Annotated in this window: 15 protein-coding genes; 2 read left to right on the plus strand and 13 right to left on the minus strand. The window is 65.9% G+C overall.

Annotation, left to right across the window (positions count from 1 at the left end; translation table 11 throughout):
• Positions 1-78 precede the first annotated feature (78 nt).
• The gene (locus EV644_RS09035) at positions 79-771 is read right to left on the minus strand and encodes a DUF4386 domain-containing protein (RefSeq protein ID WP_132190171.1); all 693 of its coding nucleotides are present in this window, start codon (positions 769-771) and stop codon (positions 79-81) included.
• Positions 768-1,328 (minus strand): hypothetical protein, encoded by a 561-nt coding sequence (locus EV644_RS09040; RefSeq protein ID WP_132190170.1) that lies wholly within the window; start codon positions 1,326-1,328, stop codon positions 768-770. Before EV644_RS09040 ends, EV644_RS09035 begins: the two co-directional genes overlap by 4 nt.
• A gap of 58 nt (positions 1,329-1,386) precedes the next feature.
• Between EV644_RS09040 and EV644_RS09045 the strand changes: the two genes are divergently transcribed.
• The gene (locus EV644_RS09045) at positions 1,387-2,067 is read left to right on the plus strand and encodes a TetR/AcrR family transcriptional regulator (protein ID WP_132190169.1); all 681 of its coding nucleotides are present in this window, start codon (positions 1,387-1,389) and stop codon (positions 2,065-2,067) included.
• 76 nt (positions 2,068-2,143) lie between these two features.
• A complete protein-coding gene (locus tag EV644_RS09050; protein WP_132190168.1) occupies positions 2,144-2,782 on the plus strand; it encodes a hypothetical protein in 639 nt (212 codons plus the stop codon).
• On the opposite strand, the gene EV644_RS09055 is transcribed toward EV644_RS09050, so the two are convergent.
• The 11 genes from EV644_RS09055 to EV644_RS09105 all read right to left on the minus strand — a co-directional run bounded on the left by EV644_RS09055 (position 2,696) and on the right by EV644_RS09105 (position 14,188).
• Positions 2,696-3,958 carry an MFS transporter gene (locus EV644_RS09055; protein ID WP_132190167.1) on the minus strand — a complete coding sequence of 421 codons (1,263 nt, stop codon included), beginning with the start codon at positions 3,956-3,958 and terminating at the stop codon, positions 2,696-2,698. The genes EV644_RS09050 and EV644_RS09055 overlap by 87 nt on opposite strands.
• Positions 3,958-4,587, minus strand: a complete 630-nt coding sequence (locus EV644_RS09060) for a winged helix-turn-helix domain-containing protein (protein WP_132190166.1) — start codon at positions 4,585-4,587, stop codon at positions 3,958-3,960. The genes EV644_RS09055 and EV644_RS09060 overlap by 1 nt, the downstream gene beginning before the upstream one ends.
• Before the next feature lie 1,178 nt (positions 4,588-5,765).
• Positions 5,766-6,071, minus strand: a complete 306-nt coding sequence (locus tag EV644_RS09070; protein ID WP_132190165.1) for a hypothetical protein — start codon at positions 6,069-6,071, stop codon at positions 5,766-5,768.
• 165 nt (positions 6,072-6,236) lie between these two features.
• Positions 6,237-6,608 (minus strand): site-specific integrase, encoded by a 372-nt coding sequence (locus tag EV644_RS45210; RefSeq protein WP_199239707.1) that lies wholly within the window; start codon positions 6,606-6,608, stop codon positions 6,237-6,239.
• Positions 6,587-7,606, minus strand: a complete 1,020-nt coding sequence (locus EV644_RS09075; protein WP_199239708.1) for a site-specific integrase — start codon at positions 7,604-7,606, stop codon at positions 6,587-6,589. The genes EV644_RS45210 and EV644_RS09075 overlap by 22 nt, the downstream gene beginning before the upstream one ends.
• Positions 7,606-7,806, minus strand: coding sequence for a helix-turn-helix transcriptional regulator (locus EV644_RS46185; protein ID WP_132190164.1), 201 nt, complete (start codon positions 7,804-7,806; stop codon positions 7,606-7,608). Before EV644_RS46185 ends, EV644_RS09075 begins: the two co-directional genes overlap by 1 nt.
• Before the next feature lie 133 nt (positions 7,807-7,939).
• Positions 7,940-8,935, minus strand: coding sequence for an AAA family ATPase (locus tag EV644_RS09085; protein WP_132190163.1), 996 nt, complete (start codon positions 8,933-8,935; stop codon positions 7,940-7,942).
• Positions 8,935-9,420, minus strand: coding sequence for a deazapurine DNA modification protein DpdA family protein (locus EV644_RS09090; protein WP_439649156.1), 486 nt, complete (start codon positions 9,418-9,420; stop codon positions 8,935-8,937). The genes EV644_RS09085 and EV644_RS09090 overlap by 1 nt, the downstream gene beginning before the upstream one ends.
• Before the next feature lie 722 nt (positions 9,421-10,142).
• On the minus strand, positions 10,143-10,958 hold the full coding sequence (locus tag EV644_RS09095) for a HEPN domain-containing protein (protein ID WP_132190161.1): 816 nt from the start codon (positions 10,956-10,958) through the stop codon (positions 10,143-10,145).
• Positions 10,959-11,144: 186 nt separating this feature from the next.
• Positions 11,145-13,340, minus strand: a complete 2,196-nt coding sequence (locus EV644_RS09100; RefSeq protein WP_158292771.1) for a KAP family P-loop NTPase fold protein — start codon at positions 13,338-13,340, stop codon at positions 11,145-11,147.
• A 350-nt stretch (positions 13,341-13,690) separates the two neighbouring features.
• A complete protein-coding gene (locus EV644_RS09105) occupies positions 13,691-14,188 on the minus strand; it encodes a hypothetical protein (protein ID WP_132190159.1) in 498 nt (165 codons plus the stop codon).
• Between the last annotated feature and the right edge of the window lie 294 nt (positions 14,189-14,482).

The following is a 14,482-nucleotide window of genomic DNA, read 5'->3' on the forward strand; positions in this document are numbered from 1 at the left end:
ACTGTCCGGGCCGAGGTGTTGTCTCAGCTCCCAGGTGTAGGAGCCGACATAGGTCATGGGGCGAGTTCACCACAGGTTTCAGAGCAGCAGCGCGATGCCGGCGGCAATGAGCCACAAGGACCAGGCGATGTACACGATGGGCGTGAGGATGCCTGCGAGCTTCCAGCCGGCCTGCTCGAACGGGCCGACGAACTCGAGCGAGCAAAGAGCGAGGAGGACGCCGATGACGATGCCGGGGATCCCAAGCCAGCCCGGCGCGACCGTCGACTGGGTCAGCGCGACACCAACCAGGACGGTCCAGGCGCCGGTCAACAGGTAGCCCAGGTGTTCCCCGACTGCGACGCCGAGGTAGCGGTTGAAGGACTGGAACACGATGTCGACCGCTTCGCGCCGAGCCGGATCGGCATCTGGCTCGGCAGAAACGCGTGCCAGGTAAGGAACAAGGAACGGCCAGCGAATCAGGCCGAGGAACTGCACGACCGCTGCCAGTACACCGATGGTGACGCCGACGGAGCGGAGGTCGTCGTTGGCTCCGTCGAGTGTGCGGCCAAGGAGAACAGCAAGGGGTGCGAGGGCCACGGCCGTCATGGCGAAGGCCCACCACAGCAAGACCAGGGACGATCCGCCGCAGCGAAAGCGGTCAAGAACCTCATGGGTCGGGCGGCGCAGGATGTCGGGGTAGTCGAACTTCGCAGCCAGTGCGGCGAAGGCTGCGTTGAAGGCCAGCGGCAGGGCCACCAGCGTCACGCCCGTCACCGTGGCGCTGCTCATCGGTGGGCTTCAGCGACAGGCGGCGTAGCGGAAACGACCTTCGCGGGAGTTTCGACAGCCAGGAGCCACCGCATGCCCAGCCCTGTCAGTACGGTCACCACGAGAGCGCCGCTGGAGCCGAAGATGATGAAGCCACTCTCGGCGTCGACGATGACGTTGGCCGTGGTCAGCCAGCCAAGCCCCCAGGCGATGCTCACCAGTGCGCTCCACGCAATTCCGGCCCGAAGACTAGGTGCGAGCAGGGTGGCTTGCGCGGCACCGACTGCGGCTCCGGCGACGAGGCCGGTGAGTACGAGCGACTTCACGTCGGTGTTTGCGCCGGTCAGAACGGCGGCGGCCGCACCGCCGACGGTCATGCCGAGTGCCGTGTAGACCACCCAGCGGAGATCAGCCCCGCGCGAGCGCAGTACGAGCCACTGCGCGACGCCGATGGCCAGGCCGGCGATCAAGCCGGCAAGCGCCGCGGTACCGGGACCGCGGACGGATCCGACGGCCTGGGCGGCGAGCCAGCCGCCGACGGGGAAGCCAAGGAAGGTGGGAAGCCAGCGAACGATCATCAGATGCTCCAAAAGTTTGTGTACTTTGTACGCTTGAGAGATAACGTACGCTGTACACATGAAGCCGTCAACCCCTCCGACCACGTCGCCCGCGCCGCGGCAACGCCAACGCCGGCCGCGCGGGTCGCTGACCCCCGACCGCATCGTCGAGGCCGCCGAACGCGTGGCGACGACCGAAGGCTTCGAGGCGCTCACCGTCCGCGCCGTGGCCGCCGACCTGGAGTCGTCCGCGATGGCGCTCTACCGGCACTTCACCACCAAGGAACTGCTGGTCGACGCGCTCCTGGACACAGTCCTCGGCCGCTTCGAATGCGCGCCGCCCACCGACGACTGGCTCGAGGACCTGCGAACCTTCGCCCGCTCCCACCGGCGGCTCCTGACGATGCATCCGTGGGCCGTCGCACCCCTGTTCAGCCACCCCAGCCCGGGGCTGAACGCAGTACGGATCGGCGAGGAGGCGCTGCGCATCCTCGCCCGCGGAGGCATCACGGACGACGCCGCCGTCGCCACCTTCAGCGGCATCATCGCCCTCAACTACGGCTGGTCCGCCTTCACCGTCGCTCGCGACGACTCCGCCGAACCAACCCTCCCTGCCGCCTTGGCGGCCCTTCCCGCCGACCAGTTTCCCCTGACGATCAGCGTCGCCAGCTCAATGGGCAACTACGGCAGCGACGCTCACTACAACCTCGTCCTCAACCAACTACTGACCGGCGAAAAGTCCACCGCTCCCCAGCTATAGGGCTGTATCAGCTTGCCGTGGTGGCTTCTCCGCCAGGTGAAGGGTCAGTGAGTTGGTGGAGAGCAGGTAGATCGAGATGGTGGGGGATGGCTCGCGCCGGGCGACCGAGCCCCAAACCCTGTACTGGGGCATGGGAGCGGGGACGATCGCCGTCGGCCTGATCACGATCGTGCGGGGCGTTCGCCGCGTCCTCGACACCATGGAACTGCCGGATCAGTACGCCGGCAGCGGTCCGGCGGCCAGCGCCGACGCCACGAGCACTGTCGTCTGGGGCGCGGTCCTCGTCACGGTGGGTGCCTACCTGTGGCGCGCGGGGAGGCGGCACGGCTTCCACGATCGCGCTGGACGGATTCTGATCATCGTCGGCTATGTGCTGATCGGCATCGCGCTGAACGAGTCGGCTCACCTCATGGCCGGGATCTGGACGGTCACCACCGAAGCACAGAACCAGGCGCTGACCGCGAGCATCACCGCGACCTTCCTGGCCTGGGGCGTGCCAGGCACGGCCCTCGTCTTCATCGGATGCTCTCCCCGCCTCGCCAACGAGGAGATCCAGCTGAACCGCCAGCCAGGCAGTGGGTGTGCCCTGCCGCCGGCATCTCACGCGATCCGAAGCCGGCCCAACGCGTCAGGTGCGTTCGAGTGGCTCTGCCAGGACGCCGACGACCGTGACCTGCTCCGGAGAGGGTTCCTGCCAGGCGGCGACGGGGCGTAGTACCTGCCCTCGTAGGGTCACGCACAGGTAAAGGACCGAGCCGGCTACGACGATCGCCATGACCATGAAGATCACGTGGTAGCTGACCAGCGAGACGAGCACCGAGCCGAAGGCGAGACTCGCGGCCTGCGGAGTGCCCATGACGACCTCGACGGCCGTTGAGGCGCGTCCCATCAACCGCAGTGGCGTGCGGCGCTGGATCAGGGTCATGAAGGCGACGATGACCAGCGGGATGCTGTAACCGAAGAGCGGTACGTCGAACAGCAACACCGGCAGGCTCTCCGTCGCTGCGATCACCCCGAGCGCGGCGGCAAGCACCAGCGCACCGACTGCGAACGCGCCCACCTCGCCGATCCGCCGTACCCACCAAGTCGCAGTCAGCCCACCCAGCAAAGCCCCGATGCCCTGGACCGTCACGATGACGCTGACGAACTCGACCGGCTTCTCGAAAACGTCGATGATCGCGTAGATCGAAGCCTCACTGAAGCCGAGCACGAGCAGCATCAGGCCGAGACCGACCAAGGTGTGGCGCAGGATCCGGTCGGACCACAAGTGCCGGACCCCACCACTCATCTCGGTCAGCCAGTTCCCCTCGGAGCGGGCAGGACGCTTGTCCTGCAACGCCATCGAGCCGATGACCACCGCGGCGGCGACGAAGGTAGCGGCATCCAGTACGGCGACCGCCCACCCGCCGAGCCAGGCGAACAACCCGGCTCCGATGATCGGTCCGACAAGCCGGAAACCCTCCTTGACTGTCTGCAGCGACGAGTTCGCCTGCACCAGTTGCTCATCACTGACGATCTCCTTGAGCAGCCCGTTCAGCGCAGCCGGCAACACGATCATCGAGATGCCGTACAGGAAGGCGACTCCCCACACGATCCACACATCGCCCGCGTCGCGTACCAAGGTCAGCGGCAGTACGGCGATCGCCGACGCCAGGCTTCCCCACGCCAGCACGAGTTTCGACCGCAGCCGGTCGACGAACAGCCCGAACAGCGGCGCGATGAAGGTCGGCACCACCATCCAGAAGAATGTCAACCCGGCCTGCGCGTTGGATCCGGTCAGGCTCTTGACCCACATGCTCAGCACCAGCAGCATCACCGAGTCGCCGAACATCGACGTCGCCATCCCGGCGAAAAGCCGCCGGAACCCGGGCGACGAGAACATCGCGCGCATCAGCCCTCCTCCCCAGCAGGAATGGCCTCGTCGGCCGGGGTCTCGTCGGCGAGCCCGTACGTCGGGACGCCCCAGCCCACCAACGCGCACAGCCGCGACCCGGCCGGCCGCAGCGCCGGATCCTGATGCCGGTCGAAGTGCTTCATCAGCACTTCCCGTACTGCGAGGTTGGCAGCCTCGAGTTCCTCGGCGGTCAGCCACACCATCGACTGCGACGCCGTCGCCGCCTTCCGCCACTCGGCCGGCTCCTCGGGCGCCCGGACCTGGCTCTCGAGCAGCCGGTCGAGCTCGCGGCCGACGACCACTTCGGTCATCGCGCGCCCGGCAAGCTGCACATCCAGCGCGATCGGGCCGTCCTCCTCGTCACCCCAGGACATCCCGAGATGGGTGATCTGCCAGGGGCGCTGCCGCCCGGTACCACCGGCGGCCTCCTCGACGAAGCCGTACTCCGCGAGCTTCCGCAGATGCCAGGAACAGTTGGCCGGCGACTCGTCCAGCCGGTCGCCCAGCTCCGTCGCGGTCATCGGCCCATGCACCGTCAACTGCTCCACGATCGAGATCCGCAACGGATGCGCGACTGCCCGAAGGGTCCGCGCATCCGTGATCCGACGCTGGGAAAGCTTGTCCATGCATCGAAAGTACTCTTTCGAAAGACCTGTTGCAATACCTTCACGAGGTGGCCTGAGTGTCGGCCTGGAGCCCTGGGACGATCTCGTTCGCGGGCACGTAGAGGGCAAGGATGACCGCCCACAACCATGGTTGGCCGAACGCCGCCGGACACTAGGTCAGCGCCAGGGTTCTCAGTGGGACCCGGCGGAGGGTGTGGGATTCGAACCCACGATGACGGTCACCCGCCATACCGGTTTTCAAGACCGAGTTATGCCAGGAGGTCTAACTCGCCTGTGACCTGCGGAAACATGGACACAACGACGCCGCAACCGTCCCTCGCGGGCCCGCATAGGGCCCCCACACCCCTGAGGCACCCCTGCTGCATGCGGCGGCCCGACGAGGCATCGATTCGAAAAGACCCTCGTGGCTCAACCTGAGGGGCGCAGGCCCCGAGCACAAAGAAGGCGCGCCCTCTGCGACCTTGGCGCAGTCGTCCGGCGCGTCGTCGATCGCCGCGAGGATCCGCGGCCCGCAGCTGTAGTCCGTAGTGCACCGGGTCATCATGTAGCCCGGGGACCGCCCCACCGGCACCTGGTAGCGGTTCCGCCGACGTCTCGGCTGCGACCAGCCGCCCGGCGCTGAACCTTTCCAGCTCTGGACAGGTGACGGTCGGTAATCAAAAGCCGGCCATGCAGGGACGCGCTCCGGTCGAGGCCCCCGCTGCGCGCGTCTGTGCCGGGCGCAACGCGTGCCCACGTGTGCTGACACTCGGAGCGTCTGAACCGGCAGATGACAGGGAAGAGTTGACGATGCACGACAGCGACGAGGCGCTCATCCGCGAGATGAGGGTCGAGGGCGTCCTATGTACGGGACCGAGAGCATGCCGAGCCAGCCATCGTGTATGAAGTCGGGGCAGCACCCGAGGCGGCCCCGAAGGTCCGGTCACTGGTCTTCTGGCGTCGTTAGCCGCACGACCGAACCCCTCGGACGTGCCATATTTTCCGCCCGATGGTTGTTGACGAACTCTCGGAGGTCCGCGTCCTCGCGGAAGCCTTCGGGAGGATCAACCTCCGAGAATTGCAGGCCCGGAGCAGTCTGCAGTGCAGGCGCTGGCGCGTCCGAAGGACACCTGACCGCCTGATAGATCGTGCCCGCATCGTCATGAACCACGAAAAGCCTCATTCTTAACTCCCAATGATTAGGGAAGAACCATGACCACGTACCACTTGTAGCCGAAGCAATTGGAGAAAGCGTGGGTATTGGTGACGGTGAAGTTGACGGTGAGCTGTCCGCTGGGTTCAGCGACGATGGTGGTCGCGGTGACCCCCAGCGCCTGCGCACTCGCGGTCGGTGTCGGGACCGCCGTGACAGTGAGGGCTCGAAGTGGCTGCTGGCCTTCTGGCAGTGCCGTAAGTACGGCTAGCGCCCAAACGTGGGACTCGCCCGGGGGGAGCGTTCCAAGGCTGCCCGACTCGTATGGCCCGAGGATCACCGTCAGTGCCATTGTTATGTCCTTCCCTTCTAATGGAGAGCGCTCCACGCTCAGATCAGCGTGCACCCGTTTCCCAGGCACTACAAGCTTTCCCTGCGATAGGCGTCATCTGCTTTATAGCCCCAGCCCGTGCGCCGCCCCCGTGCGTCGGTGCGCACCGGTCCGGCGCACGGAGCATTACGACCGCAGGAACGCCTCGATACGCTCCAGGGCTTGCTCTTCCTGACCGTCGATCACCTTCGCGTAGATCCGCAGCAACACCTCCAGAGAGTGCCCAGCCCACTCAGCGATGCGGGCCGCATCGACCCCGCTCGCAAGCCACGACGAGACGGCCGCGTGACGTAGGTCGTAGGGCCGCTGCGCTAGCGGCGACGACTTGGCCGCCTCGATTCCGAGCACGTCTTCGCGAACCTGTTGCCACATCACCTGGTAGTACTTCGCGGACAGCACACCGCGGCCCCGACCCCAGAACAGGCGCCCGTCCGGGGCCGTACCGAACTTGGTGATGTGATGGTGGAACATCGCGGTCAGGTCGGGAGGACAGGGCACCGAACGCTCTTCGCCACCTCTCGGTGCTTCAGTTGACGATGGTCATAGTCCGATCCACTGTCGGTCCATGCCGACCCCGCGTAGGGGTTGGAGTCGTTCAGGATCAACTTGCCCCAGCCTTCCCTCGGCAGGCGCAGGTTCGACAGCCCCAGCTCGATCGCTTCGGCCGGCCGCAGGGCGGCGTAGTACATGCTGCCGAAATACGCCGCCATCCGCGGTCCAGCGCCCGGCCGTGCGGCGACAGCGGCGAGCAATGCACGAGCCTGAGTCGGGTTCGGCACCGTCGCCGGATCGACGCGCTTGATGGTCCGCTTCGGCCGCGACCACTTGACCGTTGGGATCGGGTTCGCGTCGAGCTGCCCGAGTTCGACGGCGTACTCACACAGGTTCCAGAGCACGGCTCGCCGCCGGGCGGTGTACGTCACTGCGGCCGGCTTGCCGTCCAGCTTGCTCCCGACAGCGTCGAGCACGGCGCGGATGGTCTCAGCCCTACCGAGCGCCGACACTGGCAGGCTGTTTCGCTGGACCCACGCGAGGACATCCTCGATATCTACCGGCGCATCCGGCCGACGCGCGGTGTTGAACCCCCACTTGTGCAATGCGTTCCGCATCAGCTTGCCATCCGGGGTTGACCGGGTGTTGGCGAGCATCACCGGCGCCACCGCGATCAGGGCATCTGCGATGCTCCGGCGCGTGTTCGCGGCAGCCCGCGACCACTTCATGTCGACGTACTTGCACGCGAAGTCGTAGAAGCTCATCGCGTCCCTGGCGCGCGCCTCGGACTCTGGTAGCCCGGATTCGATGTCGAACGCCTCCCCCCGCCGAACGGCGCTGACCAGTTCGGAGCGACGCCCGTCCGCCAACGCGCGACTCGCATAGGTCTTTTTGCAACGCTCACCGGCAACCCGCCAGCGGACGGTGTAGCTGAACCGGTCCTTGCCTGCCAAGCGGTTCTTCTGGATCTTGGGCTCAATGCGAACCTCGAAGGTCGTGCCCATCAGGCGGCGTCCTCCAGGCTGTCGAGCCAACGCTCCAGCTCATCGCGTCGTACACGGAGTTCGTTGTTCGGCAGCTTGATGCACTTCGGGCCCGTGCCCTTGGTTCGCCAGTCATAGAAGGTCGAACGGGCAATGCCCAGCTCCTCGCAGAACTCAGCGACGGTCAGGTGATTGCGGCGGCGACTGGGAGTTGTTGTCACTTGGAGGTCTCCTCGGGTCGAAGCTGATTCGTCGTGCAGGTCGGGACAGCCGGGACAGGCAGTTGTCGGGGCTGTCCCGGCTGATCGGGGGCAAATGCGCAGGTCAGAGCGTTGCCGGGACAGCCGGGACACCTCATGGCAGGTCTCCTGTCTCGGGTTCGGGCGGCGCGGCATAGCGCCCGTCGCCGACGCGGATGAGGTGGTCGCGCTTCTCCATCCGGGCGCAGGTCTTGCGGGTGAGGTCGATCGCCAGGCCGGTGGCGTCAGCGATCTCTCTCGGGCTGGCGCCTTGGTGGCCGCGGACGTAGCGCAGGATGGTTGCGCTTGTGTCGTGCACGGTGTGATCGAGCGCGGGGCCGTCGAGAAGAGACCAGGCATGGGTTCTGGGGTCTTGGTGGAGCGCGCGCTTGGTTTCTTCTACGTCGCGGCCGGTGGTAGCCAAGGTGCCGTCTGCGTCGTACCGTTCACGCCCGAGTACATGAACGGTGTCCGCGGCCCCGGCGATGCCGTTGGTACCGGACAGTTCTTCAAGGAAGTCTTCGGAACCCATCTTGCGTACGTGGTGCACGAGGACCACTGCGACCTGGTAGCGGTCGGCGATTGTCTTGGCGAGGCCGGTCGCGCAGTAGTCGTCGGCGTACGCATTGGACCCGGCGACCTGGCCGCGCACCTTGGCAAACACGTCGATCACGACCATGCGAGCGCCGGTGAAGTAGTCCAGCCATCCTGCGATGTCGTCGCTACCACCCGCTCCCAGCGCCGCGCAGTCCGTAGCCAGGTGTAGTCCGCTGGGAGCCGGTGCGCCGTCGAGGACAGTGCGGATGCGCCGCTGGATTCGGCGGGGATTGTCTTCCAGGGCGAGGTAGAGCACGGGGCCGGCGTCGCACTGGAGAGATCCGAGCGCCAGACCACCAGCGGCGACGGACAACGCCCAGCACAAGGCGAGCCAGGACTTGCCGACTTTCGGCGCCCCCGCGAGCACCGAGAGTCCTTCGGGCACAATGCCGGGAATCGCCCACGCCGGTTCGGGAAACTCGGTGTCGAGTAGCCGATCAGCGGTCCAGGCGTCGGCGAACGGATGCAGCATCCGCACGTTGTCCTCGCCGGGATGGATCGGGTTGGCAGTCATCAGGCGGCCTCTCGGTCGAATAGCGACAAAGGCTCGTGAGGTGGGATGGATGCGATCACGTCGTCGCGCCAGGCCAACGCGAACCGGGCACAGTTCGAGCAGGTGACATGCGTGCACTCGGGCAACGGTGGTCGGTAGCGAGCGGTGATGGACCAGGCCATCGAGTCAGCGGAGGCGAGGCGCTGGCCGCAGCGGCGCAATCCAAGGATCTTGACGCCGAACCCGTGCAGGCGTCCGACACCAACCGAGTGAAGGGTGTCCACGATTTCGGCCGCCTCGTCGGTTGCTTGGCGGCGGCATACCGACCCAAGACCCACCACCGGCGCCGCCGCGAGGTCAACGCCGGCGGCGGCGTACAAGTCGACACAGGCTAGGTAGTCATCGACCTGCCAGCCCTGCACGACAGGGTCGAAGGGCAGGTCAGGTGCCAGGGGCGAGCCGAGACACCCCCACCCCAAGGCTGTCCCGGCTGTCCCGGCGACCACCCTCGACCCGTACCTGTCCCGGCTGTCCCGGCAACGCTCTGACCTGCACGTTTACCTCGATCAGCCGGGACACCCCCAGGACAGCCTGTCCCGGCTGTCCTGGGAAGGAGCCCAGCAACCAGCCACCCCCCGTATGTTCCAGCCGCTCCGTGCCCAGATACCTGCTGGAACATACGGGGGGATTTGAGGTGCGGGGAGTCGGCCAGCGCAGGCCCGTATAGGGCCCGAATGGCCATTGTCAGTCGGTTTCAGCCGGATCGCACCGGACATGGTCGGACAGTCGGTAGATACGGCCAAGAGGAGCGTTTCCGCTGGTCAGAGCATGTTCTTGAGAGCTTCTAGGCGGAGGGTGTGGGATTCGAACCCACGATGACGGTCACCCGCCATACCGGTTTTCAAGGCCAAGGCGTCCGAACACCCCAAGTGCGGCCCTGACCTGCGCAAACGCGAGGTCGCGCAGCTGCCGCAACTCGCACGTCTGCACGTATTTTGCACAGTCGCCTGAAACACGCTCGCGAACGTGGCTCAGCGCGGGCGGTGATCCCGTCCCCTGGCCGCTCGATTGTCCGGCCGCCAACGGGCCGGCCCGGACTCGGAGGTCGGGGACTCACGGAACTTACGCACGACCGGCCGACCCGCAGCCAACCGCAGACCTCAACTCGCCGGGCACGCATCGTCGTCGCGCCGACGATCGTCTACCCCCTTCCGCGCCAGATCTCGGACTAGTCGAGATCAACGATCTCCGGGAGCGGTTCGCCGACCCGCACGGCGGCGTGCTCGATCATCTCTCGCAGCACGTCAATGAGCTTGCCAACCTCACCGCTGGCGGGCTGGCGCTTCTCCTCGCCGTAGCGAGCCGAAGGGCGCAACTCGCCCAGTCGGACGAGCGTTTCGTGGAAACGAACCGGCGCGTTGCCTAGATGGGTGTGAACGTTCAGCCAGTGCTTCCGCTTGCCGTGAGGCGAACGCCCGCCGTTGACTGGTGCCTCGTCGGTCAGATACATCATCGCGGTGACGATCAACTCGGCGCAGGCGTGCGCAGCTTCGACTGCTGGCCGCTCGTGACCGGCGGCGCAAGCGCCTTGGGCAACCTCAAGGTACTCCCGGGCGAGTCCCAAGAGCCTCCGACCTCGACCGCGATTTCGACGGAAGTCGAACGCGAGCATGCCTTGACCGTTCGGGAGCACAGCAAAGGCCACCCAGCCCGCTTCTTCGTCAATCCGGAGCGGCCTGAGATCCGACACATCGCCGATGTCGTCCGGGTAGATCGGATCACCGCGCTCGATCGGTCCGGTGGCTTCGGCACTGAGGACTAGATCGGCCTCCTCGTTCAGCAGGATTTCTACGGGTTGGTCGGTTCTCATGATCGCGAGCGCCTTGCGCAGCGGCCCAGTTACCTCATGACCGCCACGGCGCTCGATCTCTGGATTCCAGAAGAGGTCGAACATGCTCTGGAAGGTGTTCTGGGCGAACTCGGACTCTGCCGCGATCTCCCCGGACTGATCCACCGCCGGATTCGGGTCGCTCACTTTGGTCATCTCCTCTACGTGCTCACCATTCCACACGGCGGGCGCGGTGTGATCCGCCAGCAGATCTGCGACACATGTCCGCCAACTGATGCACGACAGGCTAGAAGCCTGGGCGACCACCTGGCACGCCGGCCAACGCACGCAGCCGATGTGCGGGACGTCGGAGAACGCCAATGTGCCAGGCACTACAGCGGGTCAGCCGCTTTCCTCGGCCTCAGCATCTGCGTTATCGACGTCGGCGCGGTGGAAGCGAGCGTATTGGTCGGCGATCCGCAACTCCTCGTCAACGCTCCGCTGTGAGTGCTCTTCGCCCTCGCCGATTCCGTCGCCAAAGCTCTGCTGAAGGCGGGAGAAGAGCCAATCTGGGTCGACGTACTCGCGGAGGGCCTCATAACCCTCTCGGCTCATCTCAGGAACGAGCGGAACGCCCGTTTCCAGTGACCATGATTGGCCGAGGAACGAGCGCATCAGGACAAAGGCGAAAGCGATGTCGGCGTCGATGCGGCGGCGCAGGCACTCGCGCAACGCGTCACCGTCGCCGTAGATGGCAGACACGTGCAGCGATGCCGACGCCTTCCTCGCAAGTCGCGTAAACGGGTCACCAGCGCACCAGACTTCAAGGAGCCGGTCGGCCAGGACTCGCCCGGCGGCATCGCAAGCCTCCATGGTAAGGACCGCACGGTCTTGACGATCATCCTGCGGCCGCAGCCAGCGAATCAGTTCAACCGCGAACGGTAGGTGTTGCGCGTCGCGCATTAGCGACGCCGCGAGGTCACCGCGCTCGTCAACGACCACCTGGCCGAGCAGGTCGCGGACCAGGACCGCCGCCCGCTCAAGGGGCGACAGGGCAAGGAAACCGGACGCATCGGAAAACCGATCGCTGAGGCCCGTGACGACCATCGCAAGGCGCGCTGCTGCATTCGACCCTAGGCTGGGAACGCGGGCCGCAAGCTTCGGGATCACCGTGTCTGCCCCGCCCGTGTCGAGGATCGCCAAGGCAATCGACACAACCCGGTCCATGTCTGGCTCTCCGCTATCGAGTTCTGCGAGCAGCGTGTCCAGGTCGGCGTCGGGCACGTCACCTGGCGGGACCGCGTACGTGAAGTACCGCCGGAAGTACAACTTGGACGCAATCCGCTTCTCTCGCGCCCACGAATCTTCCCAGTCACTACCCCACTGCTTGTTGTCCCACGCGCTCTCCGTGCGCGGCAGCAGTGTCGTCAGCAGCGTACGGGCGCGGGCCGTGTCATCCGCGGACAACCCCTCCGTCGCGGCGTCAACGGCGTTGCGGAGGGCAGCGAGCGCCGGCTGGTCGTGACCGCCGCTGCCGGAGTAGGGGCCGAGGACCTCTTGGGGGTGCGACCGGACCCACTCGTACAGCGGTGGATAGCAGACACGCATCGCCTCGACCAGCATCAGGTCAACGGGATGCACCTCACCGCCGATCATCGGCAAACTAAAGAGCAGCGCGTTCCCGTACCGCTTGGCCGCCCGCGGAGTCGTGAGTCGGGGGCCAATGGTGCGATCGAAAGCCGAGACAAATGCGGCGGCGGCCTCCTTCGGGAGGTCGATCTCAGCCTGAGCGAGCGCCCTGTCGACCGTCTCTAGAGCAAGGCGGCGCAGCACATCCGGCGGTGCCGGCGGCAGGTGCAGCGGCAACTGAATGATCTTATCCATGAAGCTCGCGCCGTGCGTCGGCTCGGCGGCGTACCGCTCCGCGAGCGCGCTCGCAACAACGCGGTGGTCGAACGCGAGCACGTACGCCGTGTGCTTGAAGTCTGCTGCAATCTTCACCAGCCGGAACATTGCCTGAATCTCGCTCTTGTCGAGCCGGTCGATGTCGTCGATGAGGATGACGACGCGCTGCCCGTGCTTCGCGAGCAGATCCTCTATCTTCTTTCGCTGCTTGGCCAGGCTTGTCTCTGACAGTTTCGCGGCAGCCGCGCCAGCCCCCTCCTTCAGCACGTCTCCGACAACGGGTACCGCGACGAGCAGCCCGCCGTAGTCACGAAGCGTCTGCCCCAGGCGCTCCGCGGTTGACGCCATCTGCTCGTCAAGCGCGTCCGCGAGTGTCGCGAAGAATCCCTGGAACATCTCGGTCTCGTCGCCGAGCCGCCATGGGTTGAACCTGACGGGTATGACTCCCGCTGTCTTCTTGAGCGTGTCGTGGATGAGGTTCAGTACGCTCGTCTTTCCGTCACCCCATGGCCCGTAGATCCCCACGACCAGGCTCGACGCATCCCGCTGCGCCGCAATCGTCTCCGCCACACGTCCCGCCCAAGCGCGCCGCCCAAACCGGTCCTGTTCGGCATCCTCGATAGGACTGTCGGCCAAATAGTCTCCGACCTCCCCCTCGACGGGCGAAGGCTCAATCGTCGCAGCCAGCTTCATAGGTTCCTGCTCGTCGCGACGCCTCCCACGGCCAAACCACCTCATCGCGGCCGACTAACTGCCGGCAGAGTCTCTTGTACTTCACGGCTCCTACGCCTGCGACCCAGCGACACCGATTCGGACACAGACGAATCCTGCCATGCAGAACGTCATTTCGGCATAGCTGCGTGTCCTGCTCTCTCCCGCCGTGCCTCGTGCATGAACTCAGGCGGCACCATGTATAGGCTGACCGGCCCCACGGCGGGCGCGGAGTCGGCCGAATTTGCCTCTTATGGATCAAGGCGCGCCTTCGGCGCGGGCGTGCGCATGCGGCCTCCTGCCGTTCACCGACCCGGGCCTGGCTTTGGCGATCACTCCCAGATCGCGAACGGCTGCGAAGGGAGCGTCAGCGGAACGGCCACCGTCCAATGCCGCCCATCGCGGTCGGAGCATAGGACCTGAAGTAGTGCCTTGCGTGACCATTGCTCGTCCAGCGCAATCCGCCAGGTCAGTTCGCGGCCCGCGGTCAATGGCCCGCCGTCGGCCGACAGGATCGGCGGCGAAGCGTCGGGCTCAACGCCCTTCTGGCTCGACGTAAACGAGATCCCGTGATTTTCCGGCAGTTTCACATGTACCTTCGTCAGTGCCCACGGGGTGTCAAGAGTTAGCGTGAGTCGGTACCACTGGGTCTCACCGCCGTCGTGGCTGACAACCGCGGCCGTGAATGACGGTGTGCGCTCGTCGGTCAGGCGGTCGCTCTCGACCTTCAGGGTTGCCCTTGCGGCTTCCTTCTGTTCGTAGGCGAACCAGGCGGCAGCTAGCGAAACGACGAGGGCTAGAAACGACACGGCCAAGGCCCATCCACTCACGCCGACCATGCTAGCGGGACAAGCCGGTCTGCTAATCGGATTTCCTAACAAACGGTGTGGATCGGGGTGGACGACCAGGAGTGAGCTGAGTCGGGTTCACGCTCAGGGTTGGCGACAGGTGTCGGGTGGACCGGTACGGACCGTTCCGCGGCAACTTTGAATTTCGTGGACAGGGCGTGCCCTTCCCGTGCCCTAACGAGAACAAACGAGCGGGCGCGACCGGTCACTCAGGGCGTGGAACCGGTCGAGCCCACGCTCAGCGATCTACCGCTCGGCCAGGCGGGAGCGCCACAG

Origin of the sequence: Kribbella orskensis (assembly GCF_004342085.1) — a bacterium.
Classification (GTDB): domain Bacteria; phylum Actinomycetota; class Actinomycetes; order Propionibacteriales; family Kribbellaceae; genus Kribbella; species Kribbella orskensis.

Excerpts from the sequence above, each read along its gene's own strand:
- EV644_RS09040 (WP_132190170.1), bottom strand. The coding sequence starts at position 1,328 with ATGATCGTTCGCTGGCTTCCCACCTTCCTTGGCTTCCCCGTCGGCGGC.
- EV644_RS09060 (WP_132190166.1), bottom strand. The coding sequence starts at position 4,587 with ATGGACAAGCTTTCCCAGCGTCGGATCACGGATGCGCGGACCCTTCGG.
- EV644_RS09035 (WP_132190171.1), bottom strand. The coding sequence starts at position 771 with ATGAGCAGCGCCACGGTGACGGGCGTGACGCTGGTGGCCCTGCCGCTG.
- EV644_RS09085 (WP_132190163.1), bottom strand. The coding sequence starts at position 8,935 with ATGACTGCCAACCCGATCCATCCCGGCGAGGACAACGTGCGGATGCTG.
- EV644_RS09070 (WP_132190165.1), bottom strand. The coding sequence starts at position 6,071 with ATGGCACTGACGGTGATCCTCGGGCCATACGAGTCGGGCAGCCTTGGA.
- EV644_RS09095 (WP_132190161.1), bottom strand. The coding sequence starts at position 10,958 with ATGACCAAAGTGAGCGACCCGAATCCGGCGGTGGATCAGTCCGGGGAG.
- EV644_RS09055 (WP_132190167.1), bottom strand. The coding sequence starts at position 3,958 with ATGCGCGCGATGTTCTCGTCGCCCGGGTTCCGGCGGCTTTTCGCCGGG.
- EV644_RS09100 (WP_158292771.1), bottom strand. The coding sequence starts at position 13,340 with ATGAAGCTGGCTGCGACGATTGAGCCTTCGCCCGTCGAGGGGGAGGTC.
- EV644_RS09045 (WP_132190169.1), top strand. The coding sequence starts at position 1,387 with ATGAAGCCGTCAACCCCTCCGACCACGTCGCCCGCGCCGCGGCAACGC.
- EV644_RS09050 (WP_132190168.1), top strand. The coding sequence starts at position 2,144 with ATGGTGGGGGATGGCTCGCGCCGGGCGACCGAGCCCCAAACCCTGTAC.
- EV644_RS09075 (WP_199239708.1), bottom strand. The coding sequence starts at position 7,606 with ATGGGCACGACCTTCGAGGTTCGCATTGAGCCCAAGATCCAGAAGAAC.